Here is a 20734-nt window from a genome sequence, read left to right on the forward strand (position 1 = left end):
GGTCAGTCGAAGACGAGCACGGGCTTGATGACCTTCCCGGCGCGGGCCGCGTCCACGGCGTCCCCGACGCGGTGGAACGGGTAGCGCTCGACGAGCCGGTCGAAGGGAAAGCGTCCCTGGCGCCACAGTTCGATCAGCCGGGGGACGAGGACGCGCGGCTCCGCGTCCCCCTCGATCACGCCGGTCAGGGTGCGGCCCATCATCAGGTGCCCCTGGTCGATGGTGATCTCGTTCTCCAGGGCCTGGAGGCCGAGCGTCGCGCAGGAACCGGGGGTGCGCAGGGCTTCCAGCGCCTGACGGACCACCGTCCCGGAGCCGACCGTGTCGACCGTGAAGTCCGCTCCCAGGCCGGTGATCTCGGCGAGGGCCCACCCGATGTCCTCCACCGCGGCGGGATCGAGGGTGTGGGCGGGATCGAGGGTGTGCGTGCATCCCAGGGCCTCCGCCGTCCGACGGCGGCCGGGGTTGGGGTCGATGCCGACGAGGGGGTCGCAGCCGGTCACGGCAGCGGCCATGACGGCGCTCAGCCCGACCGTCCCGAGCCCGAAGACGATGATGCTCTGTCCGGCCTGTGGGCGCAGGACCCGGAAGACGGTCCCGGCGCCGGTCAGCAGCCCGCAGCCGAGCGGACCGAGCAGGTCGAGGGGCGGGCCGTCCAACCCGGCCGGGACCCTGACGGCGTTGCGGACGCTCGCGACGGCATGCGTGGCGAACGAGGATTGCCCGAACCAACTGCCGTGCACGGGCCGTCCCTTGAGCTTCATTGTCGTTGTGCCGTCCGGCCGGGTGCCGGTGTAGTTCAGGGCGGCGGACAGGACGCAGTAGGCGGGATGGCCCGCCCTGCACTGCGGGCAGGACCGGCACGCGTCGAAGCTCAGCACCACCTGGTCGCCGACGGCCAGTGCTCTCACCTCCGCACCCACCGCTGCCACGGTGCCGGCGCCTTCGTGCCAGAGGACGTAGGGGGTCGGCAGCGGTACCGTGCCGGCGGCGGCCGTCCAGTCCGTGTGGCACACACCAACCCCGGCCATGCGGACGAGGATCTCGTCCGCCGCCAACGGGCCGAGCTCCACGGACTCCAGTGCGAAGGGCGCACCGGGTGTGTGCTGCAGGGCGGCTGTCGCCTCAACGGCGTGCTGGGGCACGGGGGTTCACCGCCCGGTCTTCCGGTCCTTGGCGGCGACCATCTCCCGGTAGAGCGGGAAGACGGGCTTGGCCAGGGGCAGCAGACCGAGGAGCTTGCTCACCGGCCCCCGGGCACGGACCTCCCCCGTGGCGAGACCGACGGCCGCGTTGTACTCGCCGCGCCAGAAGCGGTCGCCGTTGTCGGCGGACATGGCCAGCCGTACGTCCGGGCGCACGTCCGTCGCCCCCTCGATGACGTCGATCCCCTCCGGCAGCATCCGGACCGTCAGGGTGGCCGTCGGACGGAAGTAGTCGATGCGGAAGGTGAGGTGGGAGGCCCGGAGCCGTGCTTTTGCTGGACGAGCCGTATCAGGGTTTCGACTGGGACACCTGTCGAAGGTTCTGGGAGCTCGCCGGGCAGTTGCGGGACTCCGGTCGTTCGATCCTCGTCGTCTCCCATCTCGCCCACGACATCGACCGCCTGGACGAGGTGTGGACGCTGAGCGACGGATTACTGCGGCCAGGGCCGGTGGACGCCCGATGAAGGGACACGTGTCCCTGCTCGTCACCGCCACCCGCTACGCGCTGATCGAACACGCCCGTAACCGGTTCGCCCTGGTCCTGGTCGCCGTCTTCCTGCCGCTGTGGACGTCTCTGACGTATCTGGCGATGCCCGACACACCCTCGCCGGTGCGGCTGCGGACCACCGGGCAGTGGCTGACGCCTCCGGGCAACGAGCTGACCGCGATCAGCGGGGCGCTCAACGCCGTCACCCTGATCGCCGGGTTCATGATGTTCGCGGCGGCCTTCGAGCGGAGCGCTTTCGACCGGCGCCTGGCTGCGGCCGGCTACCCCTGGCCGCACCTCGTCCTCGCCAAGGTGGCCGCCCTCGCCCTGTCCGCCGCAGCTGTCTCGGCCTATGCCACCGCGGTCACGTTCCTGACCGTGTCGCCCAGCCGGCCCCTGGCGCTCTTCGCCGCGCTGTTCTGCGCCGCCCTGACGTACGGCGCCCTAGGCGTGGGGTTCGGCTGCGTGCTGAACCGGGAGGTCGAGGGCATGTTCGTCATCGTGATGACGAGCATCATCGATCTGGCGCTGCAGAACCCCGTCATGAGTTCCGGAGCCGACAGCCCGCTGGTCCGCCTGCTGCCTTCGTACGGAGCCATGCAGACCGCCACCGCCGCGGGCTTCTCCGCCACGGTTCCGCTCCGGGACCTGGCGGTCCAGCTGACCTGGTTCGCGGGCGCGACCCTCGCCGGCCTGCTCGTGTTCCGCCACCACGTCCGCGCCGTGCCCACGGCCGACCCGGGTGACGAGTTTTCTCCTCCACATCCGTCACACCTATGACGGGTCACTTCGAGGCGGAAAAGACGAGGTGCCGCTTCCCGGGTGAACAGGCGGCTGGAGAGAAGTCCCTCGCCACGCAGACCCGGCATGACGAGAAACCCCCGGCTCCGGCCGGGGGAGGAGTCACGAGCAGCGCCTCGATGGCTGCGCTCCGGCATCTCGCTCGGCGATCCCGTCGGCGCGAGCGGTGCACGCATCCTTTCGAGCACGTGTAGGGAGGTCGCCCGGCCGGGTGTCAGGGGCGTCGGACCCCGTCCGTCCGACAGCGGACCGGCCGGGCCCGACTCCCTTGACCTCAGCCGAAGAAGACCTGCTGCAGCAGATAGAGGTTGATACCGGAGATGAGCAGGGCCGCCACCCACCCCACGAACGTGGTCACGCGGCGGTTGACCAGATCTCCCATCAGATCCCGGCGGCGGCTGATCAGTACCAGGGGAACCAGCGCGAACGGGATGCCGAAGGAGAGCACCACCTGCGACGCCAGCAGAACCGTGTCCGGCGACAAGCCGAGCGCGAGGACGACCAGCGCGGGTGCCATGGTGATGGCCCGTCGGAGGAAGAGGGGGATCCGCATCCGCAGAAAGCCCTCCATGATGACCTGGCCTGAGTAGGTGCCCACGCCTGAGGACGAGAGGCCCGACGCCAGGAGCGCGGCGGCGAAGGCGAGCGCGGCGCCGCCGCCGACGAGCCGGTCGAAGCCCTGGTGGGCGCTGCTGAGACTGCCGTCAAAACCCCCGGGGGCACCGTGGAAGACGGCGGCGGCGACGCAGAGCATCGAGAGGTTGATCAGTCCGGCCAGGCTCAGGCCCAGCGTGGTGTCGACGCGCAGGGTGCGCAGGGCACGCTTGCGCTCCGCCGGGCCGTCAGGCGCCTGCCGCTGCGCGGTGAGGGCCGAGTGCAGATAGATGACGTGTGGCATGACCGTCGCACCGATGATACCGATGGCCAGCACCACCGAGTCGGTGCCGCGGAAGGCCGGAGTCATCCCCGAAGCCAGCCCCGAGGCGGACTGGCCGCCGGCGGCGACGAGGGTGTAGGCGAAGCCCAGGGCGATGACGCCGAGCAGGAAGACGATCGCCAGTTCGAACGGGCGGTAGCCGCGCCGCTGGAGGGCCAGGATGGCGAAGCTCACCACGGCGGTGATCAGCGCGGCGGGCAGCATGGGCACACCGAAGAGCAGATAGAGACCGATCGCCGCGCCCACGAACTCCGCCAGGTCGGTGGCCATGGCCACGACCTCGGCCTGCGCCCACAGTCCCACCACGACCGGGCGGCGGAAGCTGTCCCGGCACAGCGTCGGCAGGTCACGTCCGGTGGCCAGACCCGTCTTGGCCGACAGGTACTGGATGAACATGGCGACCGCACAGGCCGAGACGAGGACCCAGACGAGCAGGTAGCCGTGCCGGGCTCCCGCCTGGAAGTTGGTGGCGAAGTTGCCGGGGTCGACGTAGGCGACGGCGGCGACGAAAGCAGGTCCGTAGAAGGCGAGTCGGCGTCGGCGGACGGCTCGACGGAGGTCGAGGCCCTGGGTGAGGGGCGGGGCTGCTGCGGAGGTGCCGGTGCTCATCAGAGGGCTCCTGTGAGTCGGGAAGGGGGAGCGAGTACACGCATGTCGGCACCGACTGACGAAACCGTCACGTCAGACCGTGTGTGCGTAGTATTGTCATACAATACTTCGAGGCATGAGTCCGAGCAATGGAGTGGGATCAAAGGGATTCGAGCCCGGGCCGCCGCCTGGGCCCGCGGGCCGCGCTCAGTTCAGCGAGGTGCCGGGCTCGGGGTCGCCCAGGGCGGCCAGTGCCCGGAAGCCCGCTTCGTACGAACGGTCCACATGCGTGGCGCAGGCCAGGACGGCCCGTTCTGCGTCGCGATCGGCCAGCGCCTCGTAGACGGCTCGCAGTTCGGCTCCCGCGGCACGCGCGCGGCCGGGCGAGTACAGGGAGGCACACATCAGCACGATGATCCGTGCCCGCAGTTTCACCAGGGCGTCCAGCGTGACCATGACGCCGGCGGCACGCAGCAGCAGTCCGTAGAAGTTGTCCCGTGCCTGCAGCAGGGCCGACGGGTCCGGGGGAAGCTCCGCCAGGTCCTCGAACTCCATCAAGGCGCCGTGCAGTGCCCTCAGCTGCGAGTCGGAGGCATGTGCGACGAAGCGCCGCACCGTGACCTCCTCCAGAGCACGCCGGACCTCGTCGATCTCGGCGGCCTCCTCCGGCGAGGGCACGCCCACCACGCATTCCTCGTCCACGGTGGTCAGCCAGCCCTGGTCGCACAGGTCACGGAGGGCCTGCCGTACCACGCTCCGCGCGACGCCGGTACGTCCCACGACGAGGTTCACGTCGAGCCGCTGCCCTGGAATGAGCCGTGACCAGCAGATGTCCTCGCGCACCGTCCGCAGCACGCGGTCCCTGGAGTCGGCCATCAGCGAGGCCGACTCCAGGCGCGAGTGGGGCTTCCTCGCCCATGAGCCTTCGTGCTCCACGGCAGCGAGGCTACGGCCGGCTCGTCATACAATCAATGCCTTGTGTGGTGCGATTTCGCCGTATGAGCCCGCACGGGGCGTCGGGGGCGGTCGCCGCGGTCGTCGTCACGGGGCGGGACGGCTCTCGCTCCGGTGCCCGCTCTCCGTGACCACCTCGGCCCGCTCCAGCAGGCGCGTGCGCAGCATACGCCGCAGACGGACGACCGAGTCCTCGTTGAGGTGGTGCAGCGGGTCGTCGTACGTGGTCAGCTCGATCCTCGCGCCCAGGGAAGCCAGGGCGCCGGCCGTCCGCTCGGCCCGCACGAGGGGGACGAACTCGTCCTCCTGTGCGCACAACAGCACGATCTCGGTGCCGGGCAGGCCGCTTTCCGGCCGCGAGGCCCAGGGCTTGGCCACCGGCCCGAGGTAGCCGCCGGTGTGCAGGAACGCGCCGGCGCACGACGGCTGGTCCCGCAGCAGGTATTCGGAGAGCAGGCAGGCGCCCTGGGAGAAGCCGAACAGCACCACGTCCCGTGCGGCCCAGCCCATGCGCTCCAGGTCGGCGAGGTGGGTGCGTACCGTGTCCAGGGCATGGTCCAGGTGCGGCTGGTTCTCCTCCAGCGGTGCCAGGAAGCCGCGCGGATACCAGGTGTCGCCGGCCGCCCCCGGGACGACCCAGGCCACGCCGGGGAGGTTGACCCGATCGGCCTGCTCGACCATGAAGCCCGGGCCCTGCCCGCGCCCGTGCACCGCGTAGACCACCAGCCCGGCCCGGTCGAGGGGCGCCCCGTGCGGCAGTGGCGGGCGCGCCAGGTGCGGGTTGTCGGGCGCGGTGGTGAAAGCCGTCGTCTCTGTCCCGGGCCTCTCAGGCATCTCGGACCGCCTCGCTGTCTCGTGGTGGCTCCCCGGCCCAGGCACGGGTGAGCAGGTCGGTCAGTTCCTCGGCGCCGACCGGAACGGGGTTGTCCTGGGGCACGTACGGCAGGATCAGGCAGGCCGCCTCGGGGATGTCCTCGCGGCGCATTCCGTGGTCGGCCAGTGCGCGCGGGGCGTCGAGCGTCTCGCGCAGCGCGTTCAGACCGCTCACCGGCGTGGCGCTGCCCAGAGCGGCGGCGATCCGGTGGGCCGCGTCCGGCGCACCCGGCGCGTTGAGCTGCAGCACGTAGGGCAGCACGGTGGCGTGGGTCTGGGCGTGCGGCAGGTCGTACGCTCCGCCCAGCACATGACAGATCTTGTGGTGCAGCCCCGAGCCGGCGGAGGCGAAGGCCACCCCGGACAGGTAGCAGCCGTACAGTGTGGCGTCCCGTCCGCCGATGTCGTCCGGTGCCCGGACGATCCGGCGCAGTCCGTCCGCGACGGCCCGCAGGCCTTCCATCGCGAAGGCCTGGTTGACCGGATTGGTCCGCGGGGCCCACATGGAGTCGACGCAGTGGGCGATCGCGTTGAGTCCGGATGCCACGGACAGACCGACGGGCAGCGACACGGTGAGTTCCGAGTCGTAGACCACGGCGACCGGGAGGACTGCGTCGTCGACACCGGTGGTCTTGCGGGCGGCCTCCGTGAGTCCCCAGACGTTCGTGGCCTCGGAGCCGGCGTACGTCGTCGGCACCGCGACGATGGGCAGTCGCGTGGTGAGCGCCACGGCCTTGGCCAGTCCGGTCGTGGAACCGCCGCCCACGCAGACGACGAGGTCGGCGTCGCACGCGGACGCCGCGGCGCGGGCCGCCTCGGCCTGCTCCACGGGTACGTGGGGCCGGACGTCGGCGTGCCGCAGCACCACCGGGAGGTCCGCCGTGACGCGGTCGGCGATCGCGGCCTCGGCCGGCGCGGCGATCACCATGACTCTGCGGGCGCCCAGGCGGCCGGCCTCCGCGGCGAGGTTGCGGGCGGCACGGCCGTACCCGAAGAGGACGCGTTGGCCGAGCGTGATGTTCTCGAAGGTGAGGCTCACTGTTCGTTCCTGTCGGGGGCGGGCGGGGACGGTGGTGCGCGCCGGGGCCCGGGCGTGATGGGTGCGCCCGGGCCCCGGGCGGATCCGGGAGAGCGGAGGGGCGGGGAGCGTCAGTCGGTCGTGACCGGCTCCAGACGGGCGAGGATGTCGTCCCGCTCGCTCTCGAACTGCGGCGGCAGCATGAAGTTCTTGCCGAGCTCCTCGGGAGACTCGTCGCAGTCCCAGCCGCCCTCGTCATCGGTGACCGCCAGCTCGAACAGGGCGCCACCCGGAGTCCGCACGTAGTGGGACTTGAAGTAGGTGCGGTTCTTCAGCTCGGAGATGTCGGTGTAGCCGGCGCCCTCGATGTCGAACCGGACGGCGGCCTGGTTCTCCAGGGTGTCGAGGTTCCAGGCGAAGTGGTGGTAGGTGCCCGCGCCGTAGCGCCAGGTGCCCTGGTCGTCGGAGCGGTTCCCGCGCAGCTCGATGAAGTTGCCGTACTCCTGGGTGCCGGCCTGGAAGGAGGCAAGGTCGCCGTCCTCCTCGACCTTGCCCTGGGAGAAGAATGCCTCGTTCCCGAAGTCGACCATGCGGTCCTGGTCGTACACGTGGATGCCCATGCCGTGGATGCCGTGGACGGCGGCCTCGGGGGCCACGCCGTTGCCGGAGAAGCCCTCGCGCGGGTCGTTCTCGTTGCCGACCAGAACGTACTCGATGCCGGAGGGGTGCAGGAAGGCGACCCGGCCCCGGCCGAGGGCCTCGAAGCGCCTGGCCTCGATGTCGTGCTCGCCCAGCCGCTTCACCCAGTAGTCGAGGGAGCCGGCCGGAACGGAGAGGAGAACCTCGCGCGCCTGGTTGGTGCCCCGCTTGCCGTACAGCCCCGCCTGTGCCCACGGGAACGTGGTCACCACGGACGACGGGTCGCCGTTCGCGTTGGAGTAGTAGAAGTGGTAGATCGGCGTCGAACCGTCGTACAGCACGGTCTTCTTGATGAAGCGCATGCCCAGGACTCGCGTGTGGAAGTCCACGTCCTCCTGCGCACCACCCACGGACAGCGTCACGTGGTGGGAGCCGACGAGATACGTCATAGCTCGGGTCTCCTTGTCTGGTAGTGCCGTGCCGGAAGTGAGGCTCTCAGCAGGCCGTATGATTGTCATACGATATGACGCCCGAGGTCAATACGGAGTTTCGCCGTTTGTGGCCATGCCGGCGATGCAAGGGGGTCGCTTCGGCCGTTGCGGGGCGCCCTGGTCTGCGCTAACGTGCGTCTCGAGTAATTGTCCGACAATCATACGGGGTGACAGTGAGCCCATCACTCGCCGACGACACGTACGAGGTGCTCATCGTGCGGTACGCCTCCCGTACGACGACCCGCGGTCTGGTCTTCCTCAACCACCATCTGTACGGCGAGCCGGACGGCCCCATCGGGATGGACTACTACGTCTGGATCGTGCGCAACGAGCGGCGCACGATCGTCGTCGACACCGGTTACAGCGAGCTCGGCGGGCGCAACCGGAACCGGGGTCATCTCATCCGTCCCGGGGAGGCGTACCGCCGCCTGGGAGTCGAGACGGCCGAGGCCACCGTGGTGCTCACCCACGCCCATTACGACCATGCGGGCAACGTGGACCTGTTCCAGGACTCCCGAGTGATCGTGCCGCGGACCGAGTTCGACTTCTGGACGGGCGACTGCGCGCGGCGGTTCCAGTTCCACCACACCGTGGAAGAGACCGAGATCGACCATTTGCGGGCCGTCCACGAGCAGGGGCGCATGGTGTTCCACCACGGCCACGAGGAGATCGCGCCCGGCGTGGAGCTGATCGAGCTGGGCGGCCACTCGCCCGGACAGGCGATCCTCACCGTCAACACCAGCGAGGGACTGGTGCTGCTGGCCTCCGACGCCACGCACTACTACGAGGAGCTGGAGCGCGACCTGCCGTTCCTGGTCGTGGCCGACCTCGAGGCGATGTACCGGGGCTTCGACTACATGAACCAGCTCATCGCCGACCGCCAGGCGATCCTCGTCCCCGGCCACGACCCGGGCGTGCTCGACCGCCACCGGCGGCTCGACGGCCCGATGGGCGAGTTCGTCGCGGTGATCGGTGGCCCGCGCGTCACCGAGGACGTCCCCGGTGCCGTCGGCGGCGGCACCCGAGTTCCCCAAGGCGGAGGAGCAGTATGACCAGCACGACAGCGCCCGTGGGCTTCATCGGCCTCGGCAACATGGGCGGGCGGATGGCCCGCCGCCTGGTGGCCGCCGGGTACGAGGTTCTCGGCCACGACATGCGCTCGGAGTACGTCACCGCGTGCGGGGCGACCCCCGCCGAGTCCGTCGCCGAGGTGGCGCGCAGGTGTGACGTCGTCCTTCTGTCCCTGCCGGAGAGCAAGGTCGTCGAAGCGGTGGTCCTCGGGGAGCGGGGCGTGCTGGCAGGCGCCCGCGAAGGCCAGGTCGTCGTCGACCTCAGCACGTCGGCGCCCGCCTCCACCACGCACCTGCACGAACAACTCGCCCAGCGGGGCGCCACCCTGCTCGACGCCGGAATCTCCGGCGGCGCGGCCGCGGCGGACAAGGGCACGCTCACCCTCATGGTCGGCGGGGACACCGAGACCCTCGACCGGGTGCGCCCGCTGCTCGCGGCCTTCTCCGTCAACGTCTTCCACTGCGGGCCCGTCGGCGCCGGCCACACGGCCAAGCTGCTCAACAACTTCCTCAACGCCATCGCCCTGTCGGCGACCGCCGAGGTGATGGTCGCCGGGCGTAAGGCCGGACTCGACCTCCAGGTGCTCCTCGACGTGCTCAACACCAGCTCGGGCGTCAACTTCGCGACGCAGAACCGCTTTCCGAAGATCATCCAGGGCGACTACCTCAAGGGCGGCCTGACCAACGCGCTGATGATGAAGGACGTCCTCGCCTACGTCGACCTCGTCACGAGCCTCGGCGTCGCGAGCCCCAACTCCGCCGCCCCGCTCGCCTCCTTCGGCCTCGCCCTCCAGCTGGGCTACGCGCAGGACATCAGCAACACCGTCGTCGACGCGCTCGGCGACGTCTCCGGGCGCGTCCGCGTCCACGACGGCGCGTACGACGCCGGGAAGGACAAGTCGTGAAACTCATCCACGGAACCACCCAGCACGGCCCCGGCGCCAAGACCGGCTCGCGGTTCACCGGCACGGTGCACGCCCACCTCACCATGCCCGCCACCGACGGCGTGACCATCAACACCGTCAACTTCGCACCGGGCGCCCGCACCTACTGGCACACCCATGAGCACGGCCAGATCCTCCAGGTGTTGGCCGGGAGCGGCTTCGTCGCGACCGAACAGGACGGCGTCCGCCCACTGCGAGCCGGCGACACCGTGTGGTGCCCGCCGGGCGAGCGGCACTGGCACGGCGCCGCCCCCGACTCCTATCTGACCCACACGGCCATCTCGCTCGGGAAGACCGCCTGGGCCGAGGAAGTCGGCCACGAGCAGTACCCCGCTCCCGTCACCGCAGAGGACTGAGACCCATGGCAACCGATCACCCGACCACCGCGACCGAGCCCCTGAACGCCGACGTCAGCCCTCAGGACGCCACCCACCGCGACACCTACGAAGCAGGCCTCGCCATCCGCAAGGCGGTCCTGGGCGCTGACCACGTCGAGCGCTCGCTGGCCAACGTCAGCGAGTTCGCCCGGCCGATGCAGGAGCTGGTCACCGAGTACTGCTGGGGCGCCGTGTGGAGCCGTCCCGGACTCGGGCGACGCACGCGCAGCCTGGTCAACCTCGCCATGCTGACCGCCCTGGGCCGCAATCACGAGCTCGGCGTCCACGTCAAGGGCGCGCTGACCAACGGCGTGACGACCGAGGAGATCCAGGAAGTGCTCCTCCAGACGGCCATCTACGTCGGCGTCCCGGCGGCACTGGAGTCCTTCCGTGTCGCCGAGCAGGTGATCGGTGAGGTCAACGGCGATGCCTGACCGCACCGAGACTCCCGCCGCCCTGCCGTCGGTGGCTTTCATCGGCCTGGGGAACATGGGCGCGCCGATGTCCGTACGCCTGGTCCGCGCCGGATATTCCGTGACCGCGTTCGACCTGATCCGGGACGCCCGTGCCGCGTCGGCCGCCGCCGGAGCCGCTACCGCCGAGACCGCGGCGGAGGCTGCGCGAGGCGCCGACGTCGTCGTCCTCATGCTGCCCGGCAGTGCGGTGGTCGAGGCGGTGCTCGGTGATTCGGCGCTGTCCGAGGCGCTGGCCCCGGGGAGCACGGTCGTGGACATGAGTTCCTCCGACCCGCTGTCCACCAGGCGCCTGGCCGCCGTCCTCGGCAGCCGCGGGGTCACCCTCGTCGACGCCCCTGTCTCAGGCGGGGTCAAGGGCGCCGAGAACGGCAAGCTCACGATCATGGTGGGCGGCGCCGAGGGTGACGTCGAACGACTGGTACCGCTGCTGGCGACCATGGGCACCGCCCGTCGTGCCGGCCCGGTGGGTGCGGGACACGCGCTCAAGGCCATCAACAACCTGCTGTCGGCCACCCATCTGCTGGCCACGGCCGAGGGCGTGCTGGCGGGGGAGCGGTTCGGGCTCGACCCGGCCGTCATGGTCGAACTGATCAACTCCTCCAGCGGGCGCAGCGGTTCGACGGACAACAAGTTCCCCAACTTCGTGCTGCCCGGCACCTACGACTCCGGCTTCGCCATGAAGCTGATGGTCAAGGACATGCGCATCGCCGTCCACCTGGCCCACCAGCTCGGCGCCGAGAGCCCGCTCGCCGACCAGGCCGTCGCCCTCTGGGAACGCGCACTCGAAGCCCTGCCCGACACCGCGGACCACACCGAGATCGCCCGCTGGGCGTTCGACGCTTCCACTGACCGAGAGCCGGTGGCCGGATGAGCGCGCCGCCCGAGAACGATCTGCGGGACGCCGTCGTCGAGTTGCACGGCGCCTGGGACGAGCAGTGGCAGGCGGTGCTCGAACTCGCGCCCGAACTGCTCTCCGCGTACGTACGGCTGGCCGGTGTGCCCCAGCGCAAGGGGCACCTGGACCCCAAGACGCGCGAACTGATCTACCTGGCCGTCGACGCGGCGGCGACCCACCTGTACGCCCCCGGAGTGCGGCGCCACATCCGCCGCGCGCTCGACCTCGGCGCCACGCCGGGTGAGATCACCGAGGTCATCGAGCTGACGACGACCCTGGGCATCCACGCGATGAACCTCGGGGTGCCGCTGCTCGCCGAGATCCTCGAAGAACGCGGCCTGCGCGACGGACCCGGCGAAATCGACGCGTACCAACAGCAGTTGAAGGAGCGGTTCACCGAGAACCGTGGCTACTGGCACGAGTTCTGGGACGAGATCCTCGAACTCGACCCGGAGATGTTCGAGGCCTACACCGACTTCTCCTCGGTGTCGTGGCGGCACGGCTCCCTGGATCCGAAGGTGAAGGAGTTCGTCTACACGGCCTTCGACTGTGCCTCCACCCACCTGTACGTCAAGGGGTGGAAGGCGCACATGAACAACGCGCTGAGTTACGGCGCCACCGTCGGCGAGCTTCTGGAGGTCATGGAGATCGCCTCGGTCATGGGCATGCAGAGTGCACTCCAGGCTCTGCCGGTGCTGCGCGAGGAACAAGCCCGACAACTGCGACAGACGTGAGGCGGAAAGACATGACACTGCGCGGACTCGACGGGAAGGTCGCCGTCGTCACCGGGGCCGCCGGTGGCCTCGGGCGGGCCACGGTGGAGCGGCTCGTGGAGGAGGGCGTGAGGGTCGTCGCCGTCGACCTGGACGAGGCGGCCGCCAAGGAGGTCGCCGCGGCTGTCGGCGGCGAGTCCGTCGGCGTCGGTGCGGACGTGACGACCGAGGACGGCGTCGACGCCTACATGCGGGCTGCCGTGGACGCCTTCGGTCGGGTGGACCTGCACCATCTCAACGCCGGGATCGCCGGCTCCCTGGCCGACCTCGTCGACGTGAGCGTCGAGGAGTGGGAGAAGGTGATGGCGGTCAACCTGCGGGGCCCTTTCCTCGGCGTACGGGCGGCCTTCCGCCACTACCTGGAGCGCGGCAGCGTCGGATCCATCGTCGTCACCGCATCGATCGCCGGCCTGCGCGGCAGCAACGACCTGCTGGCGTACACCACGTCCAAGCACGGGACGGTGGGACTGGTCCACGGCGCCGCCGTCTACGGGGGTCCCCTCGGCGTGCGGGTGAACGCCGTCGCTCCGGGGATCGTGCCCACGCCGATCTTCGGTGAGGCCGGGATGGCCGACATGCGCCGACGCGCGGGCACCTCGCCGCTGCGGCGCGCGGGCCGGCCGGAGGAGGTGGCCGCGACCGTGGCGTTCCTGCTCAGTGACGAGTCGAGTTACGTCACCGGCGAGATCTTCTCCGTCGACGGCGGCGCCAGTGTGCAGAACACCAACCGCCGGGGCGGGGGAGCGGGGCTCTGGGACGTGGCGGTGACCGACGAGGCGCTCCTCGCACGGCACGCGGCGGGAGCCGCCGGGACGCGGGAGGCCACCCGATGACGACGATGAGAGCAGCCCTGCTGCGAGGCTTCGAACAGCCCCTGACCGTCGAGGAGGTGGAACTGCTCGACCTCGCGCCCACGCGTGTGCTGGTCCGCACCAAGGCGACGCCGTTCTGCTCCACCGACGTCACCAGCTTTCACGGCCGCCTCGGCAAGGTCCCGCCGACGATCCTCGGCCATGCCTCGGCCGGTGAGGTGGTCGAGGTCGGCAGCCAGGTCCGCGGCATCGAGGTGGGGCAACGCGTCGTCGTCCCCGGCACACCCGAGTGCGGCCACTGCTTCTACTGTGGCATCGGCCGCCCCGACCAGTGCTCGGAACTGTTCGACCTCGGCGGTGTCTACCCGGACGTCGCCCGGACCTCCGACGGCCTGACGGTGAACGCCGCCGGGTGCGTGGGCGGCTACGCCGAGATCATGAACGTCTCGCAGAACCAGGTCTTCCCGGTCGACACGGACCTGCCCTGGGAGGTGCTCTCGCTCCTCGGATGCGGGGTCACCACCGGGGTGGGGGCGGTTCTCAACGTCGCACGCGTCCGGCCCGACGAGGTGGTCGCCGTCGTGGGAGCGGGACACCTGGGGCTGTGGGCCGTCCAGGCGGCGCGTCTGGCCGGGGCTCGCGAGGTCGTCGTGATCGAACCCCGGGAGGAGCGCCGAGGCGTGGCGGCCAAGGCAGGAGCCACGGCTGCCGTCGCACCCGAGGACGCGCTGGAGGCCGTACGACGTGTGACTCAGGGACGAGGGGCGGACAAGGTCATCGAGGCCGCCGGGTCGCCCGCCGCGCAGCGCCTGGCGCTGGAGATCTCCCGGCGGGCCGGCACCGTCGTGCTCTCCGGTCTGAAGGACGCGGTCGGCGAGGTCACCTTCGGCCAGATCCCCCTCGCCGTCCAGAGCCGGCAGGTGCTCAGCACCCAGAACGGCAACGTCCGCATGCGCCGCGACCTCCCCGCGTACATCCGTCTGCTCGAACGTGGCGTGCTCGACCCGTCGCCGGTCATCACCTCGACGTACCGGCTCGACGACATCAACACCGCTCTCGAGCGGTCCGAACGGCTCGAGGACCTCTCGGGCGTGTTCGTCTTCTGACGGGAGCCGAGATGCGAGCAGCGGTGCTGGAGGCGTTCGGCGCCCCCATGCCGGTCCGGGAAGTCGCCCTGCGCGATCCGGCCGAGCACGAGGTACTGGTACGGACGGTCGCCGCGCCGTTCTGCTCCACCGACTGGCTCGGCTGGCGGGCGATGCGCGGCAAGAAACCGCCGGTCGTGCTCGGCCACACCGCGTTGGGCGTGGTGGAGCGCTGCGGCGGCAGCGGCGCCCATGCCCGCGGTCGCGGCTACGGCGTGGGTGACCTCGTGATCGTCGCCGGGACACCGCAGTGCGACGCGTGCTTCTACTGCGGCATCGGCCGGCCGGACCAGTGCGCCCGTCTTTTCGACAGGCCCGAGCCGGTCGTCGCCACCGACCCGGCGGGCCGTCCGGTCCGCGCGGCCGGTGGCGTCGGAGCGTACGCCGAGTTCATCCTCGCGGACCGCAGCCAGGTGTGGCCCGTGAACAGTTCGCTGCCCGCTGCGCACCTGAGCCTGCTGGGCTGTGGCATCACCACCGGTCACGGCGCGATCGTGAACGTGGCGGAGGTCCCGCCGGGCGCGTCCGTCGCGGTCGTGGGTCTGGGACACCTGGGGTTGTGGTGTGTGCAGGCCGCCCGGGTCGCCGGCGCGGGCCGGATCATCGGTGTGGACCTGCTGGCCGACCGCCGTGCCACGGCTGCCGGGCTGGGGGCGACCGATGTCGTGGACCCCACGCAGGGCGATCCGGTCGAACAGGTGCGGTCCCTCACCGAGGGGCGGGGCGCGGACGTGGTCGTCGAGGCCGCGGGGCCCGAACAGGCGGTGCAGCAGGCGGTCGCCATGTCGCGGCGGGCCGGGACGGTCGTGCTGACGGGCGTGCAGTGGGCGGAAGGCCGGATCTCGCTGCCGCAGAACGCCCTCGCGATCCACGGCAGACGGGTCCTGTCCTGCCAGAACGGCCAGAGCGTGATGTCCCGCGACCTGCCCCGCTGCGTGGACCTCCTGGAGAGCGGTGAGTACGACGCACGGCCGATCGTGACGGCGCGGTACACCCTCGACCGGATCAACGAGGCGCTGTACGCCTCCGGAGAGCTCCGGGACCTCAGCGGGGTCATCACGTCCTTCCGCCATCAACCACCTACGCAGGAGTGAGGGATCATGCCTCCGGCCCCGAAGCCCACGACCTCGAACTCGACCTCTCTCGCCCCGGCCTGGACCACCAGCCCCGTCGGCCGTGTCGCCGCGCCGCTGCGCGAGCAGGTCGTCACGGCGCTGCGCGAGGCGATCCTCGACTTCCGCCTGGAGCCGGGCCGGCGTCTCGTCGAGCGCGAGCTCGTCGAGCAGCTCGACGTCTCCCGCACCACGGTTCGTGAGGCGCTGCGGGAACTGACCTCCGAGGGGCTGATCAAGGTCGTGCCTCAGAAGGGTGCCGTGGTCGCGGTGCCCACCCTTGACGAGGCGCGCGACCTCTACGAGGTCCGGTGCGCGCTGGAGACGCTGCTGGTGCGACGGTTCATCGAGAAGGCGCCGCGTTCCAAGGTGTACGCCCTCGAAGCGGCGGCGGAGCACTTCGCCGAGGTCGCCTCGCGGGACGACGCCGAGCCGCGTGACGTGCTCGACGCGCGGCGCGACTTCAACGCGGTCCTGCACGACGGTGCCGGCAGCGAGGTGCTGCGGCAACTGGTGGAGGGCGTCCAGGCCAAGGTGCGCGTCCTGGTGGTCAAGGGCATGTCGACGAACCACGCCGAAGTGATCCAGGAACTGCGCGACATCGTCGCCGCCGTCAGGGAGCGGGACGCGGACACCGCGGTCGAGATCTATGCCAAGCACATGCGGCGCGTGGCCGCCAACGTCCTTGAGGGCCTGAAGGGGATCCAGGAGCTGTAGCGCAGCCGCTCCTGGATCCCCTTCGCTGTCCCGTTTCCAGGGTGCTGCCTCAGTCTCCCCGCTCGGAGGTCACCGCGGCGAACGACTGCGCGGTGTGCTGCGTGTCCATGTATTCGCGGACCGCCCTGACCCGGTCGCCGGAGATTTCGTACACGTTCGCGTACCGGTTGTCGTAGCGGCTGCCGTCGCGGAAGAAGCCGCTGCCCACGGCCTCGGCGACGACACAGCTCCCGTCGCCGACGAGGCGGGTGATCTCGATCTGCGGGCCGGTCGCGTCGAAGAGCGCGAGCATCTGCGAGAGGACCCCGACCAAGGTTTCCCTGGTCATCGGGGCGCCGGCGCCCGGCAGGTCGTAGGCCTGGATCGTGTAGGTGAAGTCTGGTGTGATCAGCTCGCCGAGACGGTCCCAGTCCTGGCGGTTGAGCGCGTCGACGAAGGCCTGGACGACGTCTTCGGGGTCGATGACCATGGGAGTTCTCTCTTCGGCAGGGATGGCGACGGAGGTGTCAGAAGGTCAGCGGCTGTCCGAAGTGGAAGCGTGCGACCGACCCGTAGGTGACGTCCCACTTGGCGGCGATGTGCGTCTTGAACATCGCGACGTCCCGGTAGTACTTCTCCATGGGCGACCCGAGCCGTGCCGAGCTGGATCCGGCGGTGGAGAACGCCAGGTCGACGGCCTGGTTCGCCAGTTGGGCGCCCTGAAGGATGACGCCGCGCAGCCGGGCGTCCTCCTCGGGTGTGAACTCCTGGCGGGTGCGTTCCCAGCGCCGGCCCAGCTCGGTGTACTGGCGCATCGCGCTGAGCAGCAGGGTCTCGCCTGCGTCGATCTGGGCGAGCATCTTGCCGTACCAGCGGTGGAACTCGGCGGAGTCGGTGCGCGGCATCATCGGCGGGAAGCTCGTCGGGCGGGTGGCCATGAGCTCGTCGAAGGCGTCGAAGGCCGCCCAGGCGGCGCCTATCTGGGTGGCGACGAGCTCGCAGTTGAAGAAGGCGAGGGTGCGGCCCAGGTACATCGGGTTGTGGTGCAGCCGGTAGCCGACGGTGCCCGTGTCGCCCAGCGTGTGGTCCTTGAAGTCGTAGACCACGCTGAGGTGTTGGGGGACCAGCGCGTCCGTGACCTGGAGGGAGTTCGAGCTGGAGGCCCGCATGCCCAGGACGCCGGACCAGTCGTCGAGGATCTCGTAGTCGGATCGCGGGACGATGTACGCGCGCAGCCCGAGCGGCTCGTCCCGCTCGGTGAAGGTGTGGGCGACGAGCATCGCGTGGGTGCTCCACATCGAGCCGGAGCAGTAGTCCCAGGTCCCCGTCAGCCGGTAACCGTGCGCGGTGCGGACCGCGCGGCCACGCGGGATGGTGCGCCCCGGCGCGATGAGGTCGCCCGCGAACAGCTCCTCCTGGGCCTGTTCGGGAAAGAAGGAGGCCACGTGCCAGGCGTGTCCGGCGCCGAGGACGAAGGACCAGCCGACCCCCGGGTCGCCGCGGGAGATCTCCACGGCCACTCGGAGGAAGTCCTCCAGCGGCAGTTCGAGGCCTCCGTACCGCTTGGGGTGGAGCATCCGGTAGAAGCCGGCGTCGAGGAGCTGTTTGTGGATCGCCTCCGAGTAACCACCGAGCGCCTCGTGCTCCGCCTGCGCAGCCCGTAGGACCGGGCGGAGCCTCGTCGCCACCTCGAGAAGGTGATCGACCGTACCCTCCGCCGCAGGTTGGGGGGCGGAGTCCGCGGCGTACAGGCTTGCGCTCATCGGGCTGTCCTCTCGACATGAAACTTTGTATGACGATATTATAGGCATGCAGGAAACGGCGCTAGATGGGTTCGCCGACCAGTGCGTCGACTCTGGTACTCGGCCCTCGCCTCACTCTTTACGTCATTGTGCGATCGTCATACAGTCCCCCGCAGGCCCCATGCCCCCGGTCCGGGACTTCAGAGGAGTTGGTTGTGATGTCCACGCCGTCATCCGTCGCCCCGTCCGGCTCCCGTCCGGTCACCGCGCGGGAGTTCCGCGACGTCATCGGACGGTTCGCCACCGGCGTCACCGTCATCACGACGGAGAGCGGCGGCATCCGGTACGGCAGTACCGCGAGCGCGGTCAGTTCGCTCACCGACGATCCCCCGATGCTGCTGATCTGCCTCAACCGGAACTCGGCCACCGCCGCGGCGGTGCGTGACAGCGGTGCCTTCGCGGTGAACGTCCTCGCCGAGGACCACGTGGAGCTGGCGACCCGCTTCGCCTCGCGCGTAGCGGACAAGTACGACGGCGTGCCCACCGAGACCGCGTCGAACGGCTCGCCCCTGCTGGTCGGTGCCATCGCCCACCTGATCTGCCGGGTCGCCGAACAGGTCGAGGCCGGCACCCACTACGTGTTCCTCGCCCATGTCGAGGAGGCGATGTCCTACCCCGGCCATCCGCTGGCCTACTTCCGCGGCCGCTTCGGCCGGATGCAGACGGCGCCGGAGGCCGACGTCCTGCGCGAGGTCCGCGCCCGCGTCCTGAACGCCGGCAGCGACATCGAGGAGGTCATCGACACCGGCCGCTGGGCCGAGGAGTTCGGGGTGGACACCAACCGCGTCCACCGCGCCCTGGTCGCCCTCGCCGACGAGGGGCTCATCCGGCGCCAGGCGGGGGAGTACCTCATCGCACCCGTCCCCGACTCGATCATCGACGAGGTCTACAAGGCCAAGCTCGCCATCGAGACGGGCGTCGCGGAACTGACCGTCGGCAAGGTGACCACCGACCAACTGGCGCGGCTGCGCGCGCTGATGGAGGACACCCTCGGCTTCGTCAAGGACGGCCGGTTCACCGACCCCGAGGGCTGGGTGCGCGCCAACGAGCGCTTCCACGAGTACATGGTCGAACTCGCCGGATCCACGATCCTGCTCGACACCTACCGCCGTCTCTGCCTGCCGGGCCTCAACCTGCGCGCGCTCGACGCGGCGAGCTACGCCTCCAGCTCCCTCCTCGACGACCACCGCCGGCTCGTCGAGGGATACGAGGCCGGAGACCTGGCCCAGGTCTCCGGCGTACTCCGACAGCACGCGCGGCGCCCGCTGGAGATGCGCCGCGAGGACCAACTGCGCCGCGCCACGGACGCGAACCCCCACGCCTGACCACGGCCACGCCCCGCTTAGGAGAATCGATGACCACAGCACACGCCGCCGCACAGCCCGACCTGGCCGTGCCCTCGCAGGAGGAACTCGTCGGGCGGGCCCGGGCGATGCGCGAGGAACTGCTCGCCCGCCAGGAGGAGGCGGAGCGGCTGACCCACCTCCCCGACGACCTCCACGAGCAGTTCGTCGCGAACGGCTTCTACGACATGTTCGTCCCCAAGACGTACGGCGGCCTCGAGGTCTCGCCCCGGACGTTCTTCGCGGTCTGCAAGGAACTCGCCCGCGGCGACATGGGCAGCGCCTGGTGCTTCGCACTGGCCGCGAACCACGCCCTCCACGTCGCGTCCTGGTACCCCAAGGAGGTCCAGGACCGGGTGTTCGGTGACCACGACTTCCGGGCCGCATCGGTGTCCGCGCCGACGGTCAGAGCGAAGCGGACCGACGGCGGGTACGTTCTCAACGGCGTCGTGGACTACTGCTCCGGCATCCCTCACTCCACCTGGTACCTCGGCCAGTGCATGGTCGAGCAGGAGGAGGGCTCCGCCCCGGTGATGGGCATGTTCCTCGCACCCGAGGAGACCTTCGAGCGTCTGCACAACTGGGGCGAGTCGACCGGCCTGAAGGCCACCGGCTCGGAGAGCATCCGCTTCACCGACGCCTTCGTCGAGGCAGACCTGGTCGTCGAGGACGCCAACATGATCGACATCCCGGTCAAGGACGGCACGGTCGGCTCCCAGCTTCATGGCAACCCCATGTACGCCGGACGCGGGCTGCTCACCTTCACCGTGTCCCTGGCCAGCCTGGCGGTGGGCGGCCTGTACCACGCTCTCGACGAGTTCGAACGCCTCATGCGCACCCGCAAGACCCCGCTCCCGCCCGTCCAGCTCCGCCTGTACGACGTGGACTACCAGCGGCACTACGGCGCGGCCTGGACGAAGATCAGGACCGCCGAGCTGGCGCTGGACGGCGTCATCGCGCAGCACGAGGAGTTCTGCCGCGCCACGGTCGACGGCAGTCGCGAGTACACCTTCGTCGACGACTGGAGCCTGGCCTGCGTGGTCCGGGAGATCATCATCCAGCTCTGGGAGACGCTCGAACACGACCTGCTGCGCGTCGTCGGCTCCGGCTCCATGCGCCAGGGTGAGCGATTCGACCGGATCTTCCGCGACATGAGCTCGCTCCTCACCCACCGCAACCCGATGCTGCGCGAGCAGGCGTTCCGCAACACGGCCAACCTGCTCCTGGAGATCCCGCCGCCCGAGGCCCGCTGACCGCCGACTCCCTTCCCTCTCCTCCCTGTTGGGCCGCCGAGAC

At 70.3% G+C, this 20734-nt stretch carries 22 protein-coding genes and 1 pseudogene; 14 read left to right on the plus strand and 9 right to left on the minus strand.

Annotated features, from left to right (window positions below; genetic code table 11):
- Nucleotides 1-2: 2 nt before the first annotated feature.
- Both ACWCRJ_RS38740 and ACWCRJ_RS38745 read right to left on the minus strand, forming a co-directional pair.
- Complete coding sequence (locus ACWCRJ_RS38740; protein WP_450943697.1) at nt 3-1145, minus strand: NAD(P)-dependent alcohol dehydrogenase; 1143 nt, start codon at nt 1143-1145, stop codon at nt 3-5.
- Nucleotides 1146-1151: 6 nt separating this feature from the next.
- On the minus strand, nt 1152-1403 hold the full coding sequence (locus ACWCRJ_RS38745) for a hypothetical protein (RefSeq protein WP_450943698.1): 252 nt from the start codon (nt 1401-1403) through the stop codon (nt 1152-1154).
- 68 nt (nt 1404-1471) lie between these two features.
- Here ACWCRJ_RS38745 and ACWCRJ_RS38750 point away from each other — a divergent pair.
- Both ACWCRJ_RS38750 and ACWCRJ_RS38755 read left to right on the plus strand, forming a co-directional pair.
- A pseudogene (locus ACWCRJ_RS38750) lies at nt 1472-1669 on the plus strand (ABC transporter ATP-binding protein); the annotation flags it as partial.
- On the plus strand, nt 1666-2472 hold the full coding sequence (locus ACWCRJ_RS38755) for an ABC transporter permease (RefSeq protein WP_450943699.1): 807 nt from the start codon (nt 1666-1668) through the stop codon (nt 2470-2472). The pseudogene ACWCRJ_RS38750 and the gene ACWCRJ_RS38755, both read left to right, overlap by 4 nt.
- A gap of 295 nt (nt 2473-2767) precedes the next feature.
- Here ACWCRJ_RS38755 and ACWCRJ_RS38760 read toward each other — a convergent pair whose 3' ends face one another.
- The 5 genes from ACWCRJ_RS38760 to ACWCRJ_RS38780 form a co-directional block, all read right to left on the minus strand.
- Entirely contained in the window at nt 2768-4039 is a 1272-nt protein-coding gene (locus tag ACWCRJ_RS38760; protein ID WP_450943700.1) for an Nramp family divalent metal transporter, read from the minus strand.
- A gap of 186 nt (nt 4040-4225) precedes the next feature.
- A complete protein-coding gene (locus tag ACWCRJ_RS38765; protein ID WP_450943701.1) occupies nt 4226-4954 on the minus strand; it encodes a GntR family transcriptional regulator in 729 nt (242 codons plus the stop codon).
- 105 nt (nt 4955-5059) lie between these two features.
- Nucleotides 5060-5806, minus strand: a complete 747-nt coding sequence (locus tag ACWCRJ_RS38770; RefSeq protein ID WP_450943702.1) for an alpha/beta hydrolase — start codon at nt 5804-5806, stop codon at nt 5060-5062.
- Entirely contained in the window at nt 5799-6884 is a 1086-nt protein-coding gene (locus tag ACWCRJ_RS38775; protein WP_450943703.1) for a maleylacetate reductase, read from the minus strand. Before ACWCRJ_RS38775 ends, ACWCRJ_RS38770 begins: the two co-directional genes overlap by 8 nt.
- Nucleotides 6885-6994: 110 nt before the next feature.
- Nucleotides 6995-7951: a hypothetical protein gene (locus tag ACWCRJ_RS38780; RefSeq protein WP_450943704.1), complete on the minus strand. Its 957-nt coding sequence runs from the start codon at nt 7949-7951 to the stop codon at nt 6995-6997.
- Between the two features lie 341 nt (nt 7952-8292).
- On the opposite strand from ACWCRJ_RS38780, the gene ACWCRJ_RS38785 reads away from it, so the two are divergent.
- The 10 genes from ACWCRJ_RS38785 to ACWCRJ_RS38830 are packed head-to-tail and all read left to right on the plus strand — an operon-like array spanning nt 8293 to nt 16314.
- On the plus strand, nt 8293-9045 hold the full coding sequence (locus tag ACWCRJ_RS38785; RefSeq protein ID WP_450943745.1) for an N-acyl homoserine lactonase family protein: 753 nt from the start codon (nt 8293-8295) through the stop codon (nt 9043-9045).
- Nucleotides 9042-9968 (plus strand): NAD(P)-dependent oxidoreductase, encoded by a 927-nt coding sequence (locus tag ACWCRJ_RS38790; protein ID WP_450943705.1) that lies wholly within the window; start codon nt 9042-9044, stop codon nt 9966-9968. The genes ACWCRJ_RS38785 and ACWCRJ_RS38790 overlap by 4 nt, the downstream gene beginning before the upstream one ends.
- On the plus strand, nt 9965-10363 hold the full coding sequence (locus tag ACWCRJ_RS38795) for a cupin domain-containing protein (protein ID WP_450943706.1): 399 nt from the start codon (nt 9965-9967) through the stop codon (nt 10361-10363). The genes ACWCRJ_RS38790 and ACWCRJ_RS38795 overlap by 4 nt, the downstream gene beginning before the upstream one ends.
- A 5-nt stretch (nt 10364-10368) precedes the next feature.
- Nucleotides 10369-10818: a carboxymuconolactone decarboxylase family protein gene (locus ACWCRJ_RS38800; RefSeq protein WP_450943707.1), complete on the plus strand. Its 450-nt coding sequence runs from the start codon at nt 10369-10371 to the stop codon at nt 10816-10818.
- Nucleotides 10811-11731, plus strand: a complete 921-nt coding sequence (locus ACWCRJ_RS38805; protein ID WP_450943708.1) for an NAD(P)-dependent oxidoreductase — start codon at nt 10811-10813, stop codon at nt 11729-11731. Before ACWCRJ_RS38800 ends, ACWCRJ_RS38805 begins: the two co-directional genes overlap by 8 nt.
- On the plus strand, nt 11728-12489 hold the full coding sequence (locus ACWCRJ_RS38810; protein ID WP_450943709.1) for a carboxymuconolactone decarboxylase family protein: 762 nt from the start codon (nt 11728-11730) through the stop codon (nt 12487-12489). The genes ACWCRJ_RS38805 and ACWCRJ_RS38810 overlap by 4 nt, the downstream gene beginning before the upstream one ends.
- 11 nt (nt 12490-12500) lie before the next feature.
- A complete protein-coding gene (locus tag ACWCRJ_RS38815) occupies nt 12501-13361 on the plus strand; it encodes an SDR family NAD(P)-dependent oxidoreductase (protein ID WP_450943710.1) in 861 nt (286 codons plus the stop codon).
- Complete coding sequence (locus ACWCRJ_RS38820) at nt 13358-14446, plus strand: zinc-binding dehydrogenase (RefSeq protein ID WP_450943711.1); 1089 nt, start codon at nt 13358-13360, stop codon at nt 14444-14446. Before ACWCRJ_RS38815 ends, ACWCRJ_RS38820 begins: the two co-directional genes overlap by 4 nt.
- Before the next feature lie 11 nt (nt 14447-14457).
- Complete coding sequence (locus ACWCRJ_RS38825; RefSeq protein WP_450943712.1) at nt 14458-15579, plus strand: zinc-binding dehydrogenase; 1122 nt, start codon at nt 14458-14460, stop codon at nt 15577-15579.
- A 6-nt stretch (nt 15580-15585) separates the two neighbouring features.
- Complete coding sequence (locus ACWCRJ_RS38830; RefSeq protein WP_450943713.1) at nt 15586-16314, plus strand: GntR family transcriptional regulator; 729 nt, start codon at nt 15586-15588, stop codon at nt 16312-16314.
- 49 nt (nt 16315-16363) lie between these two features.
- Here the strand turns inward: ACWCRJ_RS38830 and ACWCRJ_RS38835 are convergent, their stop codons facing one another.
- Both ACWCRJ_RS38835 and ACWCRJ_RS38840 read right to left on the minus strand, forming a co-directional pair.
- Nucleotides 16364-16783, minus strand: a complete 420-nt coding sequence (locus ACWCRJ_RS38835) for a nuclear transport factor 2 family protein (RefSeq protein ID WP_450943714.1) — start codon at nt 16781-16783, stop codon at nt 16364-16366.
- A 37-nt stretch (nt 16784-16820) separates the two neighbouring features.
- Nucleotides 16821-17981, minus strand: a complete 1161-nt coding sequence (locus ACWCRJ_RS38840; RefSeq protein ID WP_450943715.1) for an acyl-CoA dehydrogenase family protein — start codon at nt 17979-17981, stop codon at nt 16821-16823.
- 272 nt (nt 17982-18253) lie between these two features.
- Here ACWCRJ_RS38840 and ACWCRJ_RS38845 point away from each other — a divergent pair, with 272 nt between their 5' ends.
- Together ACWCRJ_RS38845 and ACWCRJ_RS38850 are read left to right on the plus strand one after the other, a co-directional pair.
- Nucleotides 18254-19420 (plus strand): flavin reductase, encoded by a 1167-nt coding sequence (locus ACWCRJ_RS38845; protein ID WP_450943716.1) that lies wholly within the window; start codon nt 18254-18256, stop codon nt 19418-19420.
- Between the two features lie 29 nt (nt 19421-19449).
- Nucleotides 19450-20691 (plus strand): acyl-CoA dehydrogenase family protein, encoded by a 1242-nt coding sequence (locus tag ACWCRJ_RS38850; protein WP_450943717.1) that lies wholly within the window; start codon nt 19450-19452, stop codon nt 20689-20691.
- Nucleotides 20692-20734: the final 43 nt, after the last annotated feature.

This window comes from Streptomyces sp. NPDC002324, from assembly GCF_053593335.1.

Excerpts from the sequence above, each read along its gene's own strand:
- ACWCRJ_RS38745 (WP_450943698.1), bottom strand. The coding sequence starts at position 1,403 with ATGCTGCCGGAGGGGATCGACGTCATCGAGGGGGCGACGGACGTGCGC.
- ACWCRJ_RS38755 (WP_450943699.1), top strand. The coding sequence starts at position 1,666 with ATGAAGGGACACGTGTCCCTGCTCGTCACCGCCACCCGCTACGCGCTG.
- ACWCRJ_RS38760 (WP_450943700.1), bottom strand. The coding sequence starts at position 4,039 with ATGAGCACCGGCACCTCCGCAGCAGCCCCGCCCCTCACCCAGGGCCTC.
- ACWCRJ_RS38770 (WP_450943702.1), bottom strand. The coding sequence starts at position 5,806 with ATGCCTGAGAGGCCCGGGACAGAGACGACGGCTTTCACCACCGCGCCC.
- ACWCRJ_RS38780 (WP_450943704.1), bottom strand. The coding sequence starts at position 7,951 with ATGACGTATCTCGTCGGCTCCCACCACGTGACGCTGTCCGTGGGTGGT.
- ACWCRJ_RS38785 (WP_450943745.1), top strand. The coding sequence starts at position 8,293 with ATGGACTACTACGTCTGGATCGTGCGCAACGAGCGGCGCACGATCGTC.
- ACWCRJ_RS38790 (WP_450943705.1), top strand. The coding sequence starts at position 9,042 with ATGACCAGCACGACAGCGCCCGTGGGCTTCATCGGCCTCGGCAACATG.
- ACWCRJ_RS38800 (WP_450943707.1), top strand. The coding sequence starts at position 10,369 with ATGGCAACCGATCACCCGACCACCGCGACCGAGCCCCTGAACGCCGAC.
- ACWCRJ_RS38805 (WP_450943708.1), top strand. The coding sequence starts at position 10,811 with ATGCCTGACCGCACCGAGACTCCCGCCGCCCTGCCGTCGGTGGCTTTC.
- ACWCRJ_RS38810 (WP_450943709.1), top strand. The coding sequence starts at position 11,728 with ATGAGCGCGCCGCCCGAGAACGATCTGCGGGACGCCGTCGTCGAGTTG.
- ACWCRJ_RS38815 (WP_450943710.1), top strand. The coding sequence starts at position 12,501 with ATGACACTGCGCGGACTCGACGGGAAGGTCGCCGTCGTCACCGGGGCC.
- ACWCRJ_RS38820 (WP_450943711.1), top strand. The coding sequence starts at position 13,358 with ATGACGACGATGAGAGCAGCCCTGCTGCGAGGCTTCGAACAGCCCCTG.
- ACWCRJ_RS38825 (WP_450943712.1), top strand. The coding sequence starts at position 14,458 with ATGCGAGCAGCGGTGCTGGAGGCGTTCGGCGCCCCCATGCCGGTCCGG.
- ACWCRJ_RS38830 (WP_450943713.1), top strand. The coding sequence starts at position 15,586 with ATGCCTCCGGCCCCGAAGCCCACGACCTCGAACTCGACCTCTCTCGCC.
- ACWCRJ_RS38835 (WP_450943714.1), bottom strand. The coding sequence starts at position 16,783 with ATGGTCATCGACCCCGAAGACGTCGTCCAGGCCTTCGTCGACGCGCTC.
- ACWCRJ_RS38845 (WP_450943716.1), top strand. The coding sequence starts at position 18,254 with ATGTCCACGCCGTCATCCGTCGCCCCGTCCGGCTCCCGTCCGGTCACC.
- ACWCRJ_RS38850 (WP_450943717.1), top strand. The coding sequence starts at position 19,450 with ATGACCACAGCACACGCCGCCGCACAGCCCGACCTGGCCGTGCCCTCG.